Annotated in this window: 18 protein-coding genes; 8 read left to right on the forward strand and 10 right to left on the reverse strand. The window is 67.9% G+C overall.

Annotated features, from left to right (window positions below; all coding sequences use genetic code 11):
- The 3 genes from CCN33_RS30970 to dxr form a co-directional block, all read right to left on the reverse strand.
- Positions 1 to 164: flavodoxin-dependent (E)-4-hydroxy-3-methylbut-2-enyl-diphosphate synthase (locus tag CCN33_RS30970; RefSeq protein ID WP_341866564.1), on the reverse strand; the 164-nt coding region annotated here is incomplete at its 3' end.
- Between the two features lie 172 nt (positions 165 to 336).
- Positions 337 to 1,641, reverse strand: coding sequence for a M50 family metallopeptidase (locus tag CCN33_RS05600; protein WP_086691734.1), 1,305 nt, complete (start codon positions 1,639 to 1,641; stop codon positions 337 to 339).
- Entirely contained in the window at positions 1,638 to 2,906 is a 1,269-nt protein-coding gene (gene dxr, locus CCN33_RS05605) for a 1-deoxy-D-xylulose-5-phosphate reductoisomerase (protein WP_086691736.1), read from the reverse strand. Before dxr ends, CCN33_RS05600 begins: the two co-directional genes overlap by 4 nt.
- A 200-nt stretch (positions 2,907 to 3,106) precedes the next feature.
- Here dxr and CCN33_RS05610 point away from each other — a divergent pair, with 200 nt between their 5' ends.
- Entirely contained in the window at positions 3,107 to 3,565 is a 459-nt protein-coding gene (locus CCN33_RS05610; RefSeq protein WP_086691738.1) for a lamin tail domain-containing protein, read from the forward strand.
- A gap of 3 nt (positions 3,566 to 3,568) precedes the next feature.
- On the opposite strand, the gene CCN33_RS05615 is transcribed toward CCN33_RS05610, so the two are convergent.
- The 3 genes from CCN33_RS05615 to CCN33_RS05625 all read right to left on the reverse strand — a co-directional run bounded on the left by CCN33_RS05615 (position 3,569) and on the right by CCN33_RS05625 (position 8,192).
- Complete coding sequence (locus CCN33_RS05615) at positions 3,569 to 5,506, reverse strand: acyl-CoA dehydrogenase family protein (RefSeq protein WP_086691740.1); 1,938 nt, start codon at positions 5,504 to 5,506, stop codon at positions 3,569 to 3,571.
- Positions 5,507 to 5,654: 148 nt separating this feature from the next.
- A complete protein-coding gene (locus CCN33_RS05620; RefSeq protein ID WP_244173687.1) occupies positions 5,655 to 6,491 on the reverse strand; it encodes a formate/nitrite transporter family protein in 837 nt (278 codons plus the stop codon).
- Between the two features lie 255 nt (positions 6,492 to 6,746).
- Positions 6,747 to 8,192 carry an aldehyde dehydrogenase family protein gene (locus tag CCN33_RS05625; RefSeq protein ID WP_086691744.1) on the reverse strand — a complete coding sequence of 482 codons (1,446 nt, stop codon included), beginning with the start codon at positions 8,190 to 8,192 and terminating at the stop codon, positions 6,747 to 6,749.
- Between the two features lie 431 nt (positions 8,193 to 8,623).
- On the opposite strand from CCN33_RS05625, the gene CCN33_RS05630 reads away from it, so the two are divergent.
- From CCN33_RS05630 to CCN33_RS05655, 6 genes are all read left to right on the forward strand, one after another.
- A complete protein-coding gene (locus CCN33_RS05630; protein WP_086691746.1) occupies positions 8,624 to 9,004 on the forward strand; it encodes a putative quinol monooxygenase in 381 nt (126 codons plus the stop codon).
- Between the two features lie 163 nt (positions 9,005 to 9,167).
- Positions 9,168 to 10,187 carry an alcohol dehydrogenase catalytic domain-containing protein gene (locus tag CCN33_RS05635; protein ID WP_086691748.1) on the forward strand — a complete coding sequence of 340 codons (1,020 nt, stop codon included), beginning with the start codon at positions 9,168 to 9,170 and terminating at the stop codon, positions 10,185 to 10,187.
- 33 nt (positions 10,188 to 10,220) lie between these two features.
- Positions 10,221 to 10,826: an NADPH-dependent F420 reductase gene (locus CCN33_RS05640; protein ID WP_086691750.1), complete on the forward strand. Its 606-nt coding sequence runs from the start codon at positions 10,221 to 10,223 to the stop codon at positions 10,824 to 10,826.
- Between the two features lie 196 nt (positions 10,827 to 11,022).
- On the forward strand, positions 11,023 to 11,838 hold the full coding sequence (locus CCN33_RS05645; protein WP_086691752.1) for an enoyl-CoA hydratase/isomerase family protein: 816 nt from the start codon (positions 11,023 to 11,025) through the stop codon (positions 11,836 to 11,838).
- 247 nt (positions 11,839 to 12,085) lie between these two features.
- On the forward strand, positions 12,086 to 12,904 hold the full coding sequence (locus tag CCN33_RS05650; protein ID WP_341866563.1) for an oxidoreductase: 819 nt from the start codon (positions 12,086 to 12,088) through the stop codon (positions 12,902 to 12,904).
- Positions 12,905 to 13,024: 120 nt separating this feature from the next.
- On the forward strand, positions 13,025 to 13,372 hold the full coding sequence (locus tag CCN33_RS05655) for a VOC family protein (RefSeq protein ID WP_086691755.1): 348 nt from the start codon (positions 13,025 to 13,027) through the stop codon (positions 13,370 to 13,372).
- 440 nt (positions 13,373 to 13,812) lie between these two features.
- On the opposite strand, the gene CCN33_RS05660 is transcribed toward CCN33_RS05655, so the two are convergent.
- The 4 genes from CCN33_RS05660 to CCN33_RS30975 form a co-directional block, all read right to left on the reverse strand.
- Positions 13,813 to 14,652: an MBL fold metallo-hydrolase gene (locus tag CCN33_RS05660; protein WP_086691757.1), complete on the reverse strand. Its 840-nt coding sequence runs from the start codon at positions 14,650 to 14,652 to the stop codon at positions 13,813 to 13,815.
- Positions 14,649 to 15,998, reverse strand: a complete 1,350-nt coding sequence (locus CCN33_RS05665) for an MFS transporter (protein ID WP_167387778.1) — start codon at positions 15,996 to 15,998, stop codon at positions 14,649 to 14,651. The genes CCN33_RS05660 and CCN33_RS05665 overlap by 4 nt, the downstream gene beginning before the upstream one ends.
- Before the next feature lie 103 nt (positions 15,999 to 16,101).
- A complete protein-coding gene (locus CCN33_RS05670) occupies positions 16,102 to 17,229 on the reverse strand; it encodes a zinc-binding dehydrogenase (RefSeq protein ID WP_086691761.1) in 1,128 nt (375 codons plus the stop codon).
- Positions 17,229 to 17,375, reverse strand: a complete 147-nt coding sequence (locus tag CCN33_RS30975) for a hypothetical protein (protein WP_208621664.1) — start codon at positions 17,373 to 17,375, stop codon at positions 17,229 to 17,231. The genes CCN33_RS05670 and CCN33_RS30975 overlap by 1 nt, the downstream gene beginning before the upstream one ends.
- A 14-nt stretch (positions 17,376 to 17,389) precedes the next feature.
- On the opposite strand from CCN33_RS30975, the gene CCN33_RS05675 reads away from it, so the two are divergent.
- Complete coding sequence (locus CCN33_RS05675) at positions 17,390 to 17,956, forward strand: MmyB family transcriptional regulator (RefSeq protein WP_167387779.1); 567 nt, start codon at positions 17,390 to 17,392, stop codon at positions 17,954 to 17,956.
- Positions 17,957 to 18,035: the final 79 nt, after the last annotated feature.

Below are 18,035 nucleotides of genomic sequence, written 5' to 3' on the forward strand. Positions count from 1 at the left end.
TGGAGGGTCGACCCGATGTCAGAGGTACGGGTCGTCGTCATCGACTGCACCGACACGGGGGCGTCTCCGCCGACCGCGACGGAGCCGACCTGGATCTGACGGCTCTTGCGCCGCTCGGCGATCTTGGTCGGTACGGACGGCATGCCGAGAGAAATCGCAGTCATCTGCTGTGCAACCCCAAGTCGTGGATCAAGATCCGGTCCCGTGAACCGCGGGCTCCAGGCTTTGAGATTACGACACGGGGCTGTCCGCCAGCACATCCCACCCGGCAAACCCACCCAATGGACGGCGGCCCGGAACCTGGAGTTCCGGGCCGCTTTTCCTGGTCGTACGAGGTCAGGAGATGCGGACCGGGTTGACCACGTCCGCGATGAGCACGAGCACGGTGAAGCAGACGAAGATCCCGGCCACCACATAGGCCACCGGCATCAGCTTCGCCACGTCGAACGGGCCGGGGTCGGGGCGGCGCAGCACACGGGCCACCTGGCGGCGCAGCGACTCCCACAGGGCGCCCGCGATGTGACCGCCGTCGAGCGGGAGCAGCGGGAGCATGTTGAAGAGGAACAGCGAGAGGTTGAACCCGGCGACCACGAAGACGGCCATGGCCACCTGCTGGGAGGCCGGGATGTCCAGCGTGGCGATCTCGCCGGTGACGCGGGCGGCGCCGACGATGCCCATCGGGGAGTCCGGCTCGCGCGGGCCGTCGCCGAAGGCGGCGTTCCACAGGGCCGGGATCTTGCCGGGCAGGTCGACGAGGGACTCCACGGCGTGGCCGACCTGGTCGCCCATCCAGACCACCGAGTCGCCGAAGCCGAGCTTGACGACACCGCGCGCCGGGCTGAAGCCGAGGAAGCCGGCCGTGACGTACTGGCCCTGGACGTAGGTGCCGCTGGAGTCCTTCTTGGCCACCTGGTTGGTGGCGATGGTGGCGTGCAGGGTGAGCTGCCTGCCGTCCCGCTCGACCACGATCGGTACGTTGCGGCCCGCGCTGTCCCGGATGAGGTCGGACAGCGTGTTCCACTTCGCCGTGGGCTTGCCGTCGAAGGAGACGATCTTGTCGCCCGCCTTGATCCCGGCGGCGGCCGCCGGGGAGGCCGGGTCGGACTTCCTGCAGTCGTCGCGGTTCTGGTTCTGCGCGATGACGCAGGCGGAGACCGAGGAGACGGTGTTGGTCTCCTGCTGGACGCCGAAGCCCATCAGCACGGTGAGGAAGAGCCCGACGGCCAGGATCAGGTTCATGAACGGCCCGGCGAACATGACGATGACGCGCTTCCACGGCTTGCGCGTGTAGAACATCCGCGTCTCGTCGCCCGGCTTGAGCTCCTCGTACGCCGCCGAGCGGGCGTCCTCGATCATGCCGCGCCACGGGGAGGTGGAGCGGGCGGAGACCCGGCCCGCGTCGTCCGGCGGGAACATCCCGATCATGCGGATGTAGCCGCCGAGCGGGACGGCCTTGATGCCGTACTCGGTCTCGCCCTTGTGCCGTGACCAGATGGTCGGGCCGAACCCGACCATGTACTGCGGGACGCGGATGCCGAAGAGCTTGGCCGTGGACAGGTGCCCCAGCTCGTGCCAGGCGATCGAGACCAGCAGACCGACCGCGAAGACCACTATGCCGAGGATGAACATCAAGGTCGTCATGCACGCGCCTCCGCGGTAGCCGTCCGGTTGGTCAGTTCGCGGGCCCTGGCCCTGGCCCAGGTCTCCGCTTCGAGGACGTCCGACACCGTGAGCGAAGTTCCCGTGACCGGGGTGCCGTGTTCCTCGACCACCCGGATGACGGTCTCCATGATCCCGTTGAAGGGCAGAGCGCCGCCCAGGAAGGCTTCGACGCACTCCTCGTTGGCCGCATTGAACACCGCCGGGGCGGTGCCCGCGAGCCGGCCCACGTGCCGGGCGAGGTTCACCGAGGGGAAGGCGTCATTGTCCAGCGGGAAGAACTCCCAGGTGGACGCCTTGCTCCAGTCGAAGGCCGGGGCGGCGTCCGGGACGCGCTCGGGCCAGCCCAGGCCGATGGCGATCGGCCCACCCATGTCGGGGGGCGTCGCCTGGGCGATCGTGGAACCGTCGGTGAACTCGACCATCGAGTGGACATACGACTGGGGATGCACGACCACCTCAATGCGGTCGAAGGGAATGTCGTAGAGCAGGTGGGCCTCGATGACCTCCAGGCCCTTGTTGACCAGGGTCGCGGAGTTGACCGTGATCACCGGGCCCATCGCCCAGGTGGGGTGCGCGAGGGCGTCGGCGACGGTGACGTCCGCCAGCTCGGCCTTGGTGCGGCCGCGGAAGGGCCCGCCGGAGGCGGTGACGACCAGCTTGCGCACATCGGCGCGGGTACCGGAGGCGAGGGCCTGGAAGAGGGCCGCGTGCTCGGAGTCGACCGGGATGATCTGGCCGGGCTTGGCCAGCGCCTTGACCAGCGGGCCGCCGACGATCAGCGACTCCTTGTTGGCCAGTGCCAGGGTGCGGCCGGCCTCCAGGGCGGCCAGCGTCGGCGCGAGGCCGATGGACCCGGTGATCCCGTTCAGCACGGTGTGGCAGTCCGAGGCGGCGAGCTGGGCGGCGGCGTCCGGGCCCACCAGTATCTCCGGGAGCGGCTCGGTGCCGTACTGCCCGGCCAGGGCCTCGCGCAGCGCCGGTGCCGCGTCTTCGCGGGCCACCGCGACGGCGCGTACCCCGAGCCTGCGCGCCTGCTCGGCGAGGAGGTCCACCCGGCCGCCGTTCGCGGAGAGGGCGGTGACCCGGAAGCGGTCGGGGTTGCGCAGCACCAGGTCGATGGCCTGGGTGCCGATGGACCCGGTGGAGCCGAGGATCACCACGTCCTTCGGGCCGTCGCCCGCGACGGGGTCGAACAGGAGGTGCGGGTCGGCGAGCGGGGCGGGGCTGGCGGGGCTGTCGGTCATCCCCCCATTGTGGCCGCACCCGGCGGCCGCCCGGACCGCGCGTCCCCGGGCCGGGTGGCCGGAAAGGAGCCCCCTGGCGCGGGAAGGTTTCTTCCTTTGTGAAATCGGGGTGAAGATCCTGTGATAACAATTCAGTTGAACGGGTGAACTTCTCGCCCGTGCAGCGTCTTCGTGGATGACATCCTTGGGGGGATCTCTTCGTGCGTACCGTGCGTCTTCGCGCCGCCCTGCCCGCTCTCGCCGGCGCGGCCCTGCTCACCGGCACCCTGCTGAGCACCCCGGCCCAGGCGGCCGGCACTGTCCAGATCCACCGGGTCTACTTCGACAGCCCCGGCAAGGACACCCGGTCCAACTCCAGCCTCAACGGCGAGTGGGTGCAGCTCAAGAACACCAGCCGCTCGGCGGTCTCGCTGAAGGGCTGGATCCTCAAGGACGCCTCGAACCACAAGTACTCCTTCCCGAACGTCAAGATCGGCGCCGGGAAGTACATGAAGATCCACACCGGCAGCGGCCGCGACACCACCTCGGACAAATACCAGGGCCGCCGTGCGTACGTCTGGAACAACACCAGCGACACGGCGACCCTGACCAAGTCGAACGGCTCCAAGGTCGACACCTGCTCGTGGACGACCCGGGACGGCAGCGACAAGTACTGCTAGCGGCTAACCGCCGTAGGGGCGGCGGGCGTTGACGCGTTCGCTCGCTCCCGGCGTGGCGTCGGCGATCCAGGGGCCGTCTCCCGAGGGGTCGAGGACGCCCTCCTCCAGCCACTCGTAGGCGCCGCCGAGGACGCCCTTGACCACCTTGCGGTCGACGCCGTCGGTGTTGTGCCACAGGCGGGCGAACAGCTCGTCGACGCGGACGCGGGCCTGGCGGCAGAAGGCGTCGGCGAGCTGGTAGGCCTCGCGGCCGTGCTCGCCCTCGCGCCGCAGCCGCTCGGCCCGGACGCAGGCCGCGCTCATGGCGAACAGCTCCGCGCCGATGTCCACGATCCGGCCGAGGAAGCCCTGCTTGGTCTCCATCCGGCCCTGCCAGCGGGACATCCCGTAGAAGGTCGCGCGGGCCAGCTTGCGGGCGTGCCGCTCGACGAACCGCAGATGCCCCGACAGGTCGATGCCGTGCTTGAACTCGGCGTACGACGACGGGAGCTGGCCCGGCCCCGCGACCAGCTTCGGCAGCCACTTGGCGTAGAAGACGCCCGCGCCCGCACCGGCCCTCGCCTTGTCCTGGAGGGACTTGTCGGGGTCGATGAGGTCACCGGCGACCGAGAGGTGGGCGTCGACGGCCTCGCGCGCGATCAACAGGTGCATGATCTCCGTGGAGCCCTCGAAGATGCGGTTGATGCGCAGGTCGCGCAGCATCTGCTCGGCCGGTACGGCCCGCTCGCCGCGCGCCCCGAGCGACTCGGCGGTCTCGTAGCCGCGGCCGCCCCGGATCTGGACCAGCTCGTCCGCCATCAGCCAGGACATCTCCGAGCCGTACAGCTTGGCGAGCGCGGCCTCGATGCGGATGTCGTTGCGGTCCTCGTCGGCCATCTGGGAGGCGAGGTCGACGACGGCCTCCAGCGCGAAGGTGGTCGCCGCGATGAAGCTGATCTTGGAGCCGACGGCCTCGTGCAGCGCGACCGGCTTGCCCCACTGCTCGCGCTCGGCGGCCCACTGGCGGGCGATCTTCAGGCACCACTTGCCCGCGCCGGCGCACATCGCGGGCAGCGACAGCCGACCGGTGTTCAGCGTGGTGAGGGCGATCTTCAGGCCGGCGCCCTCGGAGCCGATCCGGTTGGCGGCCGGGACCCGCACCCGGTGGAAGCGGGTGACGCCGTTCTCGATGCCGCGCAGGCCCATGAAGGCGTTGCGGTTCTCCACCGTGATGCCCTCGGCGTCGGCCTCCACCACGAACGCGGTGATGCCGCCGGGGTGCCCCTCGGACTTCGGCACCCGCGCCATGACGACCAGCAGGTCGGCCACGACGCCGTTGGTGGTCCACAGCTTCACGCCGTCCAGGACGTACTGGTCGCCCTCCGGGACCGCCGTGGTGGCCAGCCGCGCCGGGTCCGAGCCGACGTCCGGCTCGGTGAGCAGGAACGCGGAGATGGCGGTGGTGGCGCAGCGGGGCAGGAAGGCGTCCTTCTGCTCCTGGGTGCCGAAGATCTTCAGCGGCTGCGGGACGCCGATCGACTGGTGGGCGGAGAGCAGCGCGCCGACGGCGGGGCTGACCGAGCCGACCAGGGCCAGGGCCTTGTTGTAGTAGAGCTGGGAGAGGCCCAGGCCGCCGTACTTGGTGTCGATCTTCATGCCGAGGGCGCCGAGCCGCTTCAGGCCGGCCACGACCTCGTCGGGGATGCGGGCCTCGCGCTCGATGCGGGCCGCGTCGATCTCCGTCTCGCAGAAGGCGCGCAGCTCGGCGAGGAAGGTCTCGCCGCGCCGGACGCTCTCGGCGTCGGGGAGCGGGTGGGGGTGGATGAGGTCGAGCCGGAAGCGCCCGAGGAACAGTTCCTTGGCGAAGCTGGGCTTGCGCCAGTTCTGCTCGCGGGCGGCCTCCGCCACCTGCCGGGCCTCGCGCTCGGAGACGTTGCTGCGTTGAGTGGTGGGGGCGGACATGAGGCTCACCTCGCCGCGAAGAGGGATGTTGGCGGACCGTGGGTAACCGACCCGTTGCTACTGGATCGTTGGTACCTGAATCGGGGCCGCCCCACCACCCCTTGCGCGTCCGTTCAGGTGAACGGCCGCGCGGGGGTACAACGGCCGCTCAGACCGTCTCGAGGGCCGGGACCAGGGGTTTGTGCTCCTCGGCCGCGGCCGGAGTCCCGCGCCGGCCGGCGACGGCGTACGCCACGCCCACCAGCAGTCCGCCGCCGACCAGGTTGCCGAGGCCGACGAAGAGGAGGTTGTGGGCGAACGCGCCCACGGTCACACCCGGGACGTGCTCGAAGAGGCCGAGCGAGAAGGTCGTCATGTTGGCGACGACGTGCTCGAAGCCGGAGGCGACGAAGGCCAGGATGCCCGCGAAGATCAGCATGATCTTCGCGGCGTCGGAGCGGGTGCGCATGCCCATCCACACGGTCAGGCAGACCAGGAAGTTGCAGAGCACACCGCGGAAGAACAGCGCCTCGCCGCTCTCGGCCATCTTGGCGGTGAGCATGCCGGTCAGGCCGGCCAGCCCCGGTGCGGGCGCTCCGGGAGCGGGCGCGACGCCCAGCACCCCGGCGGCGTGGACCAGCCAGCCGAGGGCGACCGAACCGGCCAGGTTGCCGACGAAGGAACCGACGATCACGGAGAGTGCGACGAGGGGCGTGAGGGCCCGGCGGACCGCACCCTGGACCATCGTCATCATGTTGCTGGTCGCCAGCTCGCCGCCGGCGAAGATCACCAGAGTCAGCGCGACACCGAAGACCAGTCCCTGGACCAGCTTGACCCAGGGCGAGTGCGCGGCGCTGAGCGGGCCGGACACGCTGACCATCAGCACGACGCCCACGCCGATGAAGGCCCCGGCGAGCGCCGAGAGGATCAGGTAGCGGCCGGGGGAACGGAGCAGCTTCGCCTTGCTCCGGGCGGCGGCGACCTGCTCGTCCAGGGCGTCTTCCATGGGTATCGGCACGATGCCCTCTCACTTTCCGCGAACGACCGCTCAAACTGCGGCTCCATGCGGAGGGAAGTGTGCGCCCACGTGTACGAAAAAGTCAAAAGCCCAATCAATGACCCGATAGGCGTGCTTTATCGGACTTAAGAGGCCAAACCGATCGCGCAATCAGTGGCGCCTATCAAAGGGACGGAAACAGAACGGCCGGAGCCCCCGCACAGCGGGCTCCGGCCGTTCCGGTGGTGACCTGTCCGTGGCAGGTCAGAGTGCGAGGCCCGTGAGGACCAGGACGCGCTCGTAGGTGTAGTCGTCCATCGCGGAGCGGACGCCCTCGCGGCCGACACCGGACTGCTTCACACCGCCGTACGGCATCTGGTCCGCGCGGTAGGACGGGACGTCGCCGATGACGACGCCACCGACCTCGAGAGCGCGGTGGGCGCGGAAGGCGGCCTGGATGTCGTGGGTGAACACGCCTGCCTGGAGGCCGTACTTGGAGTCGTTGACCGCGGCGAACGCCTCGGCCTCGCCGTCGACCTTGGTGACGGTGAGGACGGGTCCGAAGACCTCCTCGGTGGCGAGGGTGGCACCGGCCGGCACGTCGGTGAGGACGGTCGGGGCGTAGGTGGCGCCGTCGCGCTCGCCGCCGGTGAGCAGGGTGGCGCCCAGCTCCACGGCCTCGTTCACCCAGGACTCGACGCGCTGCGCGGCGGCCTCGCTGACCAGCGGGCCGACCTCGGTCTTGTCGTCGGCCGGGTCACCGGTGACCTGGGCCTCGACGGCGGCGACGATGCGCGGCAGCAGCCGCTCGTACACCGCGCCGTCCACGATCACGCGCTGCACCGAGATGCAGGACTGGCCGCCCTGGTAGTTGGAGAAGGTGGCGATGCGGTTCGCGGCCCAGTCCAGGTCGGCGTCGCTCGCCCAGTCGCCGAGGACGACGGCCGCGCCGTTCCCGCCCAGCTCCAGCGTGCAGTGCTTGCGCGGCACCGAGTCCATGATCGCGTAACCGACCTGCTCGGAGCCGGTGAAGGAGATCACCGGGAGGCGCTCGTCCTGGACCAGCGCGGGCATCTTGTCGTTGGCGACCGGCAGGACGCTCCAGGACCCGGCGGGCAGGTCGGTCTCGGCCAGCAGCTCGCCAATGACCAGGCCGGACAGCGGGGTGTTGGGGGCGGGCTTGAGGATGATCGGGACTCCGGCGGCGATGGCCGGGGCGACCTTGTGCACGCCCTGGTTGAGGGGGAAGTTGAACGGCGTGATGCCGAGGACGACGCCCTTGGGGAAGCGGCGGACGAGCGCCATGCGGCCCTGGCCGCCCGCGTCGGTGTCGAGGCGCTGGGCCTCGCCGCCGTTGAACCGGCGGGCCTCCTCGGCCGCGAGCCGGAACACGGAGACGGCACGGGCGACCTCGCCGCGCGCCCACTTGATGGGCTTGCCGTTCTCGCCGGAGATGAGCTGGGCGATCTCCTCGGTGCGCTCGGTCAGCCGCCGCGCGACGTGGTCGAGGGCGGTGGCGCGGACGTGGGCGGGGACGGCGGCGAACTCGTCGCGGACCGCGTACGCGGCGGCCACGGCCTCTTCGACCTGGGCGTCGGTGGGCACGCTCGCCCGGCCGACGACGCGGCCGTCCCACGGGGAGGAGACGTCGAAGCTGTCCTCGCCGGTGGCCTGGCGGCCGGCCAGCCAGAAGGCGTGGGTGGAGGTCATGTGCGGGTCAGGCCTTTCCATGTCGGGGGAGTTGGCTGATGGAATCCGGGCCAACCTAAGTCCGCCGTCACCAGTGACCTTCTGTCCAAGATGGAGCGAACGTGTCGGCCGGCAAGCCGGATTGGCCGAGTCCGGCCGGTTGAGGCAGAAGACGCGGTCGGGCTGTACGGCCAGTTATGGGAGGGCGCCGCACACGCTTGCGGCATGCCGGGTAATGCGCCGGAGCGGCGGGTTCCTGTCGATCTAGTTGGACGCTCGCCCGAGGTTCAGAACTTCGCGCCGTGATAGTGCACACTTTGACGACCCTGGATGTAACCATTATGGTTGCATCCATCTGGGGTAGGCATTCGTAACTGGCCGGAGATCGTTGCCAGAGCTGTACTCCAAGCCCCACGTGTTCTTACCTGAAACCGACACCCGCGGGAGAAGACATGGCTCAGCCCAAGAACAGGGAAACCCCCACGCAGATCGTCTACAGCACCTACTACCGGGTGCACCCCGAGGACCGTCAAAAGTTCGTGGATGCTGTGGTTCCCCATCTCGAGTACACGGCAGCACTGCCGGGTTGCGTGTTCTACGTCTTCGCAGCCGACTTGCTCGATCCCAATGTCATCCACCTCTCCGAGGGGTGGGAGGACCAGGCGGCGCTGGATCGGCACAACACCTCGGAGCCTTTCCTGAAGGCGCTGCGCGAGGTGACGGAGAACGTCCGGATCCTCGACCGTCAGGGGCAGAAGTACGCGATCGCGTCCCAGGGTGCGGGCGACCCCCCGGGCGGTACGGAAGCGTTCAATCTCGATCGAGATGACTGAGCTGTCCGAGCCGGAGGTCCGCTCGGAAGCTCCGGCTCGCCGATCCGGTTTTTGAACGCACCGGGAGGCGCCGTACTTCCGTCGGAGGTACGGCCCCGTCATGCCCCTCCAAGAATTCGCGCGCAAAGGTGCGCACGTTCCCGACCATGTATCTGAGGCATCCATGCGAAGTGTGGTCTACGAAAGGTTCGGCGAGCCGTCCGACGTACTGGAGGTACGGGACACTCCCGACTTGCAGCCGCCCGGTCCTGGGGAAGTGCTGATCCGGGTTAACGCGCGCCCCGCACATCCGGGAGATCTCGCTGGCGTTCGAGGACGATACGCCGGCGGTCAGCAGCTCGCGGAACCGGCCACACCCGGTTTCGAGGGCATGGGCACGATCGAGGCCGTGGGACCAGGTCTCGCGGCGAAGGCGGACCTGGCCGTGGGTGGACGGGTGGCGTTCTTTCCCGCACCTGGTGCCTGGGCCGATCAGGTGGTCGTTCCGGCTCAGTTCGTCGTACCTGTCCCGAACGCTGTCCCGGACGGCGTCGCAAGCCAGCTACTGGTCAAGCCGATCACGGCGGCGATGCTCTTGCGCGCAGCGGAGGAGTCCGGGTTGCGGGCCGGGGGCGGGGTGCTGCTGCACACTGCAGCCGGTTCGGGGGTCGGCCGACTCCTGACGGCACTGGCGATGTCACGTGGGTACTCGTCGGTCTCTGTCGTCCGAAGTGCCGCCGGCGCTGCCGCCCTGCGGCAGGAGTTCGACGTGCCTGTCGTGAGCACCGAGGAAGGTGACTGGGTCGCCAGGGTGCGTGCTGCCGTCGGGGAGCGGCCGGTACAGGTCATCTGCGACCCCATTGGCGGCGCCATGTCCGGTCTGCTTACAGATCTGCTCGTCGATGGCGGCAGTCTGCTGGCCTACGGCGGACTCGCGGAGGGGGAGTCGATGGCGCTCGACGCCATGACGCTTACCTCGCGGGGTCTGACCGTGCGCGGCGTCACCATCGGGCGGTGGCTCGCCGAAACACCTGCCGCCGTGCGCGAGCAGGACATCGCCGAAGCCGTGCAACTGGCCCTGGAACGACCTGAACTGTTCGGTATCGCCGCACAGTACGACCTTGCCGAAGTCAAGGACGCAGTGCGTTACATGGAGCGGCCCGGCAAGGCGGGCACCGTTCTCCTGACCTCTTCCCGGGCCTGACAGGTTCAGAACTCACACAGCAGAGAGCTCAACATGAAGATCGGATTCATCGGATCGGGTTCCGTCGCCCTCGCTTTCGCTCGGCAGGCACTCGCCGCGGGACATGAAGTCGTCCTCAGTAACAGCCGGGGCCCTGAAAGCCTCATACCTCTGGTCGCCGAGCTGGGCCCGCGCGCAACAGCCGGCACCCGCGAGGAGGCTGCCTCGGCCGAGATCGTGATGCTCGCCGTGCCGTGGCCGTCCGTTCCCGAAGCTCTCAAGGATCTGCCGCCCTGGAACGACCGCATCCTTGTCGACGCCACCAATGTCTTCGAATCGCTGGATCCCGTCGTTGTGGCTGACCTCGGTTGCAGAACAGGCAGCGAGATTGTCGCTAATCTCGCCCCTGGAGCCCGCGTGGTGAAGGCCTTCAACAGCCTTTACGCCGAGTACATTGCGTCACCGGTGCGTGAGGGTGGGCGCGTAGTGCTGTTCTACGCCGGCGATGATGCCGCGGCGAAGGGTCAGGTAGCGAAGATCGCGGAGTCCTTCGGGTTCGCGCCTCTCGATGTGGGTGGTTTGCGCCCAGGGGGTGTTCTGATGCAGTTGGGTGGACCACTTTCTGGCCAGCATCTGCTCAGGCCTAATTCTTCCGAGTGACCACAGTCGCGTAGCACGGCGCTCAAGCCGATCCAGCCACGCGGCCGAAGAAAGAATCGTGCACGGGGCGGCCGCGCGACCGTCTGTGAAACTCCGACCTGCCCCGAGGGGCCCCCGATCCCTGCCTGCCCCTCGGTTCGGGACGTCCTGCTCGGGGCAGGCCCGGGCAGGCGCCTCGCGGTCGTAAACCGAGTGCATGGTCGACGAATGGAGAGGAACGGGTGTGAAATCCGTAAAATTTGTCCGCAGTGAGGCTGTCGGAAGCATCATTCTTGGCAACCCTCCGGAGAATGAGTTGGGTCGAGAGTTCGCCGACGACTTGCTCGCGGCCGTACACGAGGCGAGTTCCAGTGACATCAGGGCACTTGTCATTCGTGCTGAGGGGGCGAACTTTGGCACGGGCGGGGCGATCCCTGAGTGGCCCGGAAAGGACAAGAACTGGTTCCGCACTTTCATCGCAGAAGTCAATCAAGCCTATACGGCTATTGAGGCCCTGCGCATTCCGACGCTTGCCGCAGTGCAGGGGGAGGTCATCAGCGGACACTACGAGTTGGTCCTGCGCGCGGACCTCGTGATCGCAGCTGAGTCCGCCACCTTCGCCTGGGTGGAATCCAAGGCGGGGATGACCGCACTGGCGGGTGGCGTGCAACGCTTGGCGGAGCGTGTGGGACGCAGCCGGGCAATGGCCCAGATCCTCCTGGCTGAGACGATCACGGCGACAGAGGCCAAGCAGATGGGACTCGTCCACCGTGTGGTGGCCGACGACGAGCTCCCGGCCGCAGCCGACGCCCTGGGGGCGCAGCTCGCTGCCGGCCCCACGCGGTCCTACGCCGCGACCAAAGCGCTGTTCAAGGCATGGTCCAACGGCGGTGTGAGCAGCGCCGATGCCCTCCTCCTTGATCTGTCCATGGATCTGTTCACGACGGCTGACGCACAGAACGCGTTCGCCGCTGTGACACATGCGATCCAGGCCGGTGAAGCAGTGGTGCCTCCGGTGTTCACCGGGGAGTAGGCAGGTATCTCGGCGCCTGGTGTGCACTCCGGGACGATAAGCCTCTTCCCATCTCGGCCCCTAGGGTGCGAAAAGCGGGCAGCGCGATGTTGTCGATGGCGGCGTCGGCGATGCGGGTCCGGGTCTTCGTTTCGACCCTGGCCTTACCGAGTGTTTCGAGCCGGCGACGTGTCGCGAGGATCGGACTGCCGAGCACTTCCATGGGCGCGCCATTCCTAGAACGCCATACCGAAAGTTCGCTCTCAAAATGATGGACGATCGGTCCAAAACAGTTAGGCTCGAAGATATGTTTAGAGACCTCCCTTCCCCCAGCGCCTCCGAATTCGCAGGCAAGCGTGCCATTGTCACCGGTGGCTCTCGCGGAATCGGCGCGGCTATTGTGCAGCGCCTGCTCGACGGAGGTGCGACCGTAGTCACTACGGCGCGTAACGCCTCCGACGAGACACCGAAGGCCGCCAGCTTTATCCGAGGCGACATCGGCACGCTCGCTGGTGTGCAGGCGTTCGCGGCAGCCGCCCTCGACGAACTCGGCGGCGTCGACATCGTCGTCAACAATGCTGCTGCCGCGCGCGCTCACCTCGGGGGTATCTCGTCCATCCCTGATGAGGAATGGATCAATGCACTCGACCTGAACCTCCTGTCCGTCGTGAGGGTCAACAACGCGTTGCTGCCGGCGGTGCGCGAGGCCGGGCCGGGCGGTGTGGTGGTCAACATCTCGTCCGGAGTGGCCCTCACGCCGGCGCCGGCAGTTGCGCACTACGCTGCTGCCAAGGCCGCGCTCAACGCTTACGGCAAGGCACTCGCTTCCGAGCTCGCACCCGCCGGAATCCGCGTCGCCACGATCATGCCCGGCAACGTGCTCACTCCGGGCGCTGACGCGATCCGACAGGACGTCGCCGACGCCATGGGCGTCGCGCTTGCCGACATCACGGCCGGCATCCCTCTGGGGCGTCCTGGAGACCCGCGCGACATCGCCGAGGCTGTCGCCTACCTGGCATCCGACCGGGCTCAGTGGATTACCGGAGCAAGTCTGGTGGTTGACGGCGGCGAGCTCCCCGCCATCTGAGACTGCTCCGTTGCGCAGTCAGGTTGTCCCCTTTCTGGCCGGCACATGGTCGGGCCTGATTCTTCCGAGTGACTGCATTCGTACCCGCGTCGCTCAAGTCAACTAATCCGTGGAGAAGCCATGAACAGCAATATCCAGGCAATGATCACGAACGTTTCCGTGGACGACCTCGAAGAGGCAATTCCGCTCTACAAAGAGCTGGCAGGCAACCCCGAGGTCCTGCGATTTCCGTACGAGGAGATGCAGTTGGCGTTGGTAGGGCCTTTTCTGCTCATTTCCGGCCCCAGGGGTAACCACGAAGCGCAGAACGCCACGATCCTTGTGCACGACCTGACTCTCGTTCAGGAGGCCTTGGGCAGAGCCGGAGCGGCGATCGTGGACGCGCCGAGTGAGGTACCCAACGGAACCAGACTCGTCGCCCGCCACCCCGACGGAGCGGTCTTCGAGTACCTTCAGCCGCGTGGGTGACAACCGGCCCTTAGAGTCCGTAGGTTGGCGCCTCGTCGTGCGCCGGGGGCCGACGGCACAAGTAGGCGCACGCCAGGCCCTGGCCGGGGGAACCCGCGGGCAGCGCTGCTGGGACGGGCTGCCCGCGGCTGGATGACCGGCTGCTCCGGCCCCTCAGCAGAGGCGAAACCTGCAGTTAAGGCCGACGGCGGTCCGCTGCGCGTCCGTCATTCTGGCCGGACACAGCCGACGCAGTCGGGCGAGTGCGTCGGCTGGGACGCGCCGGAAGCCGCCCCATCACGAAGAACGGCTCATATCGCGGGGCGGTGAAGTAGACCGGATACCGCTGGGACGATGGACAGCCGGGCCTACCGATGCGACCCCGCCTGGGACACGTTCGTCGGTTCATCTCATGGGAGAGACGGCACTGTGCGGTGCTGAGCCGTGCTCCGCCACGGCGCCTATGCGTCGGGGAAGACGGTTCCGGTGAAGTGCGGCCCGATGGCACATGTCCCCGGCTCGGCGAACTCGGCGACCAGGGCGTGGCGTGATGCGATGGCGGCCTGGGGATCGAGGTCTCCGGTCCAGCACATGTCCGGATGTGCCACCTCGGCTGATGTGTGCATGGCGTCGCCGATGACGATTGCGCGCTCGCCGTTGCCGCCATCCAGGATGAAGCTGGTGTGTCCGGGAGTGTGGCCGGGCGTGGGCAGTGCGGTGATGCCCGGCAGCGGGCTTTCGCCGTTCCGAAGGTCGCGCCTGCGTGAGCCGATGACGTCATACTGCCGCTTCGTGGGCGCCGTGAGGCGTGAGGCGTTCTCTGCGCGTCCCCAGAAGGCGAACTCGTCCTCTCCCATGAGGTATTCGGCGTTCGGGAAGGTCGCCTGCTCCTGGGCGTCGCCAGGTGTGATCCATCCGACGTGATCGGCGTGCAGGTGGGAGAGCAGGACGGTGTCGATGTCGCTGGGGACCAAGCCAACTGTGGCCAGGCTTTCCAGCAGTTCTCCACCGGTCATGGCACCGGCAGGTATCGCGGTGTCGGGTGAGGGTGTGGTGATCGTCCGCGGGCCGATACCCGCGTCGATGAGGACTCTGAAGTCCGGGCTCTCCACAAGAAGGGCACCGACACTCAGCAGCAGCCGACCGCGGTCGTCGAGCAGGTCCAGGTCGGGTGCCTGGGCAAGGTGTGCGTGCTGAGGGTAGGCGTGGCCGGGATGAGCACGAATAACGCCGTCGGGAAGGTAGCGAAGGGTCAGGCATCCCAATCGCCTCACTTCGGCGGGCGCGGGTTGTGCAGTCATGCTGAGTTCTGTCCCTCGTAGCTAGTGGTGGAGGGCCAACTTCTGGCGGCCGCGCTGGTGATGGCAACAACTCCCCAGATGGCCAAACCGGCCAAGGCAGCGACGCCGTATCCGCTGCTGGTGGGATAGGGCGAGCCGATGGGGGTGTGAGCGGTCAGGATGATCGAGGTCAGGACGCTGCCGATGCTGTAGCCGACGTAGCGGAAGATCTGGTTGAAGCCGAGCGCGCTTCCCCGCTGGTCGCTGTCGACGCTGTCGACGATCAGGCTCGGCACGGTCGAGAAGACGACGCCGATGCCGATACCAGCCAGCAGCATCGCCGCGACGAGTCCGGGGATGCTGTGACTCCACAGCGTGAACAGCCCCATGGCGAGCATCATGACGAGCCCGGCCGCCGGCAGCCGGAGGCGTCGGGGTAGGAAGGCGCTCGCCCGGCGAGTGAAGCAGGGGGCGGTGAAGCTGCCGATGGATTGCGGCACCATCATCAGGCCGGCCACAGTCGCCGGCTTGCCCAGGCCACCACTGCTTACAGGAGCCTGTACGAGGCGAGTGCTCAGGGACAGCAGCAGATACATGCCGATGCCGCCGAGAAGAACGGTGGCATGAGCGGTGAGTACGGGAGGAAGGCGCAGCTGTCTGAGATCGACGAGCGGATGCCTGGTGCGTGACTCCAGCCAGACCCAGAACGCTCCGATGACCAGGGCGAGGGCAGTGAGGGTCATGGTGCGCCGCGATCTCCAACCCCAGCCCTCACCCTCCGACGCTGCGACGAGGAGGGCGGTCATGGAGAGGGCGAACAGCAGGGCGCCGCGCAGGTCGATGGGCTTGTGAGGGCGGCTGCGGGTGGAAGGTACCACTGCCCAGGCGGCGGCCAGGGCGATCAGAGCAGCCGCTGCACCGAACCAGTAGGCCCCCGAGATTCCGGCGAGTTGCGCGAGTGCACCGGTGAGCGGATAGCCGAGCCCGACACCGGCCGCGTTGACGATGGACAGCGTGGCGACGGTCCGGGTACGGCGTTCCCCGCTGAAGAGGTCACCGGCCACCGCGATGGTTACGGGTGCCAGCCCGAGGCCGACGCCTTGGAAGGCTCGGCTCAGCAGAAGGGCCGGAAAACTGGTGGTGCCCAGGGCTGCGATGACGGAACCTGCGGCTACGAGAGCCAGTGCCGTCAGTACCGCAGGGCGTCGGTGGCGGCCGTCGCCGAGCCCACCCATGAGAGGTGTGGCTACTACGGCGACGAGCACCGTGATCGTGAGTGTCCACTGCGCGGAGGCGAGGGACACGGAGGTGGAGGCGGCGATCGCCGGGATGAGGGGGGCGCCGAGGCTACTGACGACGGCGCCCACGAGGGTGATGGTCAAAAGACCGGCAGTCTGGCGAGCCCCGCCCATGGCGGGGCCCGGCACCGTGCGCGGTCATGCCACGGTGTTGATGAGAATCCTCCGAAGGTCAGTCCTGGGTGAAATCGATGACGGGCTTGATCTCGCTCCAGGAACGCATCTGCTCGAACGCTTCGTTGATCTCGTCAAGCTTGTAGTGACGGGAGACCAAGTCCTCCCAGGCGAACCGGTCGGCGTGACTGCGCAGGAACTCCAGCGCCTTCCAGTAGTGGTCGACTCCAGCTGAGCGGGAGCCGATGAACGTGGCCTGTTTGTGCATGATCACGCTCAGGTTGAACGGCACGGTGCGCTCGTGGGCCTGGCCGACGATGAGGTAGCGGCCGCCGACGCGCAGCATGTCCACGCCCTCGGAGAAGGCTGCCGGTATCCCGGACATCTCCAGTACGACGTCCGCTCCGTGGCCTCGTGTCAAGTCCCGCACCAGCGCCAGGCGTTCCTGGCCCGCCGTGACATCGTTGATGTCGATGCACACGTCTGCGCCCCAGCGCTTGGCCACTTCCAGCCTGTCCGCGGGGCCGCCGATCACGATGACGCGGCCGGCCCCTTCGGCCACGGCCTTGGCCACGGCGAACAGGCCGACGGGGCCGGCTCCCTGGACCACCACCGTGTCGGTGGCAGCGATCCTCCCCAGCCGCTCGAAGCCGTGCATGACGGTGCGCAGCGAGCAGGCTGCGGCCGATGCGAGCGCGTCTGGAACGTCCTCGGGGACGCGGACACGGCCTGCCGTGGGATAGACGTAGCCGTACTCGGAGAAGCCTCCGTGCAGAAACGGATACGAGTTCGCGCTCTCCGTCATGTAGCGGCGCCTGTTCTCACACAGGCTGGGTTCCTGGTCGATGACGCAGGCATGGCAGCGGCCGCACATGCCGTGGGTCCAGATGATCCTGTCTCCTTCGGTGAGGGGCTGGCCGACCGAGTCGGTGCGCGGGCCGTCCCCGAAGGTGACGATCTGCCCGACCATCTCGTGTCCCAGGATCAGGGGCAGGGCTGCTCCGGGGGCGGCACCGGCGGCGCCGTGTGCGACATGGACGTCCATGCCGCACAGAGTGGCCGCCGTCATACGCACCAGCAGTGCGGAGGGTTCGACCACCGAGGGTATCCGGGCATTGATGATCTCCAGCGGCCGGCCGGGCTGGACGAGGGCGGCGGCGCGGCTTGTCGCGGGTATGCCTGACATCAGCGGGTTCCGGATGCGGTGGTGCCGCGGGCGGCGGCGACGAGTTGAGCGGCTTCGACCAGTCCGTGGGCACCGGCGATGCCGCGTTCGAGGAGCTGCTCGGGGTTTCCGCCGCGGGCGCGTACGGCGTCCGCGAAGTGGTGCATGTGTCAGTGACGGCATTCACACCCTGATCAACAGCTGGCCTCTGACCGCTGCGTACGTACACGGCAAGTACATGGATGTGCTCGCGGCCAATGCCCTTGCCGTCGCCCTATCTCCCTACAACGCTCCCGGCCAGAACGGCATCCTCGCCGCCTTCCTGGAACCGGAGATGCGCGCGCTCCACACGGACTGGGATGAGATGACAGCACGTGTCGTGCCCTACCTTCGCTCCATCGTCGGTGCGGACACGGAGGAGTCCCGTCTGGTCGAACTAGTCGGGGAACTCTCCTTGCGCAGCGAACGATTCCGAAGGCTCTGGGCACGCCAGGACGTCACGCACAAAACCACCGGAATCAGCAAGCTCAACCACCCGCAAGTAGGCCCCATCGAATTGCACTACGAAAAGCTCCTGATTCCCGGGACCGACATGCAGGCGCTGATCACGTACCACGCAGACCCCGGAAGTGAATCCGAGGAGCGCCTGCGGCTTCTCGCCACTATGAACACGTCTTTCGATCCCTCGCGTGGTGCGTACGGAGATCGGGTCGGCCCCGAGTTCAACAATCCGCCTCAGGTCACGTGAAACTCGCGGACCATCGAGTGACGTGGTCGCTGAAAGACCCGTGCCTGTGCGGTGACGGAACGCCGAGCAGTTGCTCCTG

Source organism: Streptomyces recifensis (assembly GCF_002154615.1).
In the GTDB taxonomy this organism is placed as follows: Bacteria; Actinomycetota; Actinomycetes; order Streptomycetales; family Streptomycetaceae; genus Streptomyces; species Streptomyces griseoluteus.

What these genes read in the sequence shown, in the direction of transcription:
- CCN33_RS05600 (WP_086691734.1), bottom strand. Translation starts at nt 1,641, where the DNA reads ATGACGACCTTGATGTTCATCCTCGGCATAGTGGTCTTCGCGGTCGGT.
- dxr (WP_086691736.1), bottom strand. Translation starts at nt 2,906, where the DNA reads ATGACCGACAGCCCCGCCAGCCCCGCCCCGCTCGCCGACCCGCACCTC.
- CCN33_RS05615 (WP_086691740.1), bottom strand. Translation starts at nt 5,506, where the DNA reads ATGTCCGCCCCCACCACTCAACGCAGCAACGTCTCCGAGCGCGAGGCC.
- CCN33_RS05620 (WP_244173687.1), bottom strand. Translation starts at nt 6,491, where the DNA reads ATGGAAGACGCCCTGGACGAGCAGGTCGCCGCCGCCCGGAGCAAGGCG.
- CCN33_RS05625 (WP_086691744.1), bottom strand. Translation starts at nt 8,192, where the DNA reads ATGACCTCCACCCACGCCTTCTGGCTGGCCGGCCGCCAGGCCACCGGC.
- CCN33_RS05630 (WP_086691746.1), top strand. Translation starts at nt 8,624, where the DNA reads ATGGCTCAGCCCAAGAACAGGGAAACCCCCACGCAGATCGTCTACAGC.
- CCN33_RS05635 (WP_086691748.1), top strand. Translation starts at nt 9,168, where the DNA reads ATGCGAAGTGTGGTCTACGAAAGGTTCGGCGAGCCGTCCGACGTACTG.
- CCN33_RS05640 (WP_086691750.1), top strand. Translation starts at nt 10,221, where the DNA reads ATGAAGATCGGATTCATCGGATCGGGTTCCGTCGCCCTCGCTTTCGCT.
- CCN33_RS05645 (WP_086691752.1), top strand. Translation starts at nt 11,023, where the DNA reads ATGGTCGACGAATGGAGAGGAACGGGTGTGAAATCCGTAAAATTTGTC.
- CCN33_RS05650 (WP_341866563.1), top strand. Translation starts at nt 12,086, where the DNA reads ATGATGGACGATCGGTCCAAAACAGTTAGGCTCGAAGATATGTTTAGA.
- CCN33_RS05655 (WP_086691755.1), top strand. Translation starts at nt 13,025, where the DNA reads ATGAACAGCAATATCCAGGCAATGATCACGAACGTTTCCGTGGACGAC.
- CCN33_RS05660 (WP_086691757.1), bottom strand. Translation starts at nt 14,652, where the DNA reads ATGACTGCACAACCCGCGCCCGCCGAAGTGAGGCGATTGGGATGCCTG.
- CCN33_RS05670 (WP_086691761.1), bottom strand. Translation starts at nt 17,229, where the DNA reads ATGTCAGGCATACCCGCGACAAGCCGCGCCGCCGCCCTCGTCCAGCCC.
- CCN33_RS30975 (WP_208621664.1), bottom strand. Translation starts at nt 17,375, where the DNA reads ATGCACCACTTCGCGGACGCCGTACGCGCCCGCGGCGGAAACCCCGAG.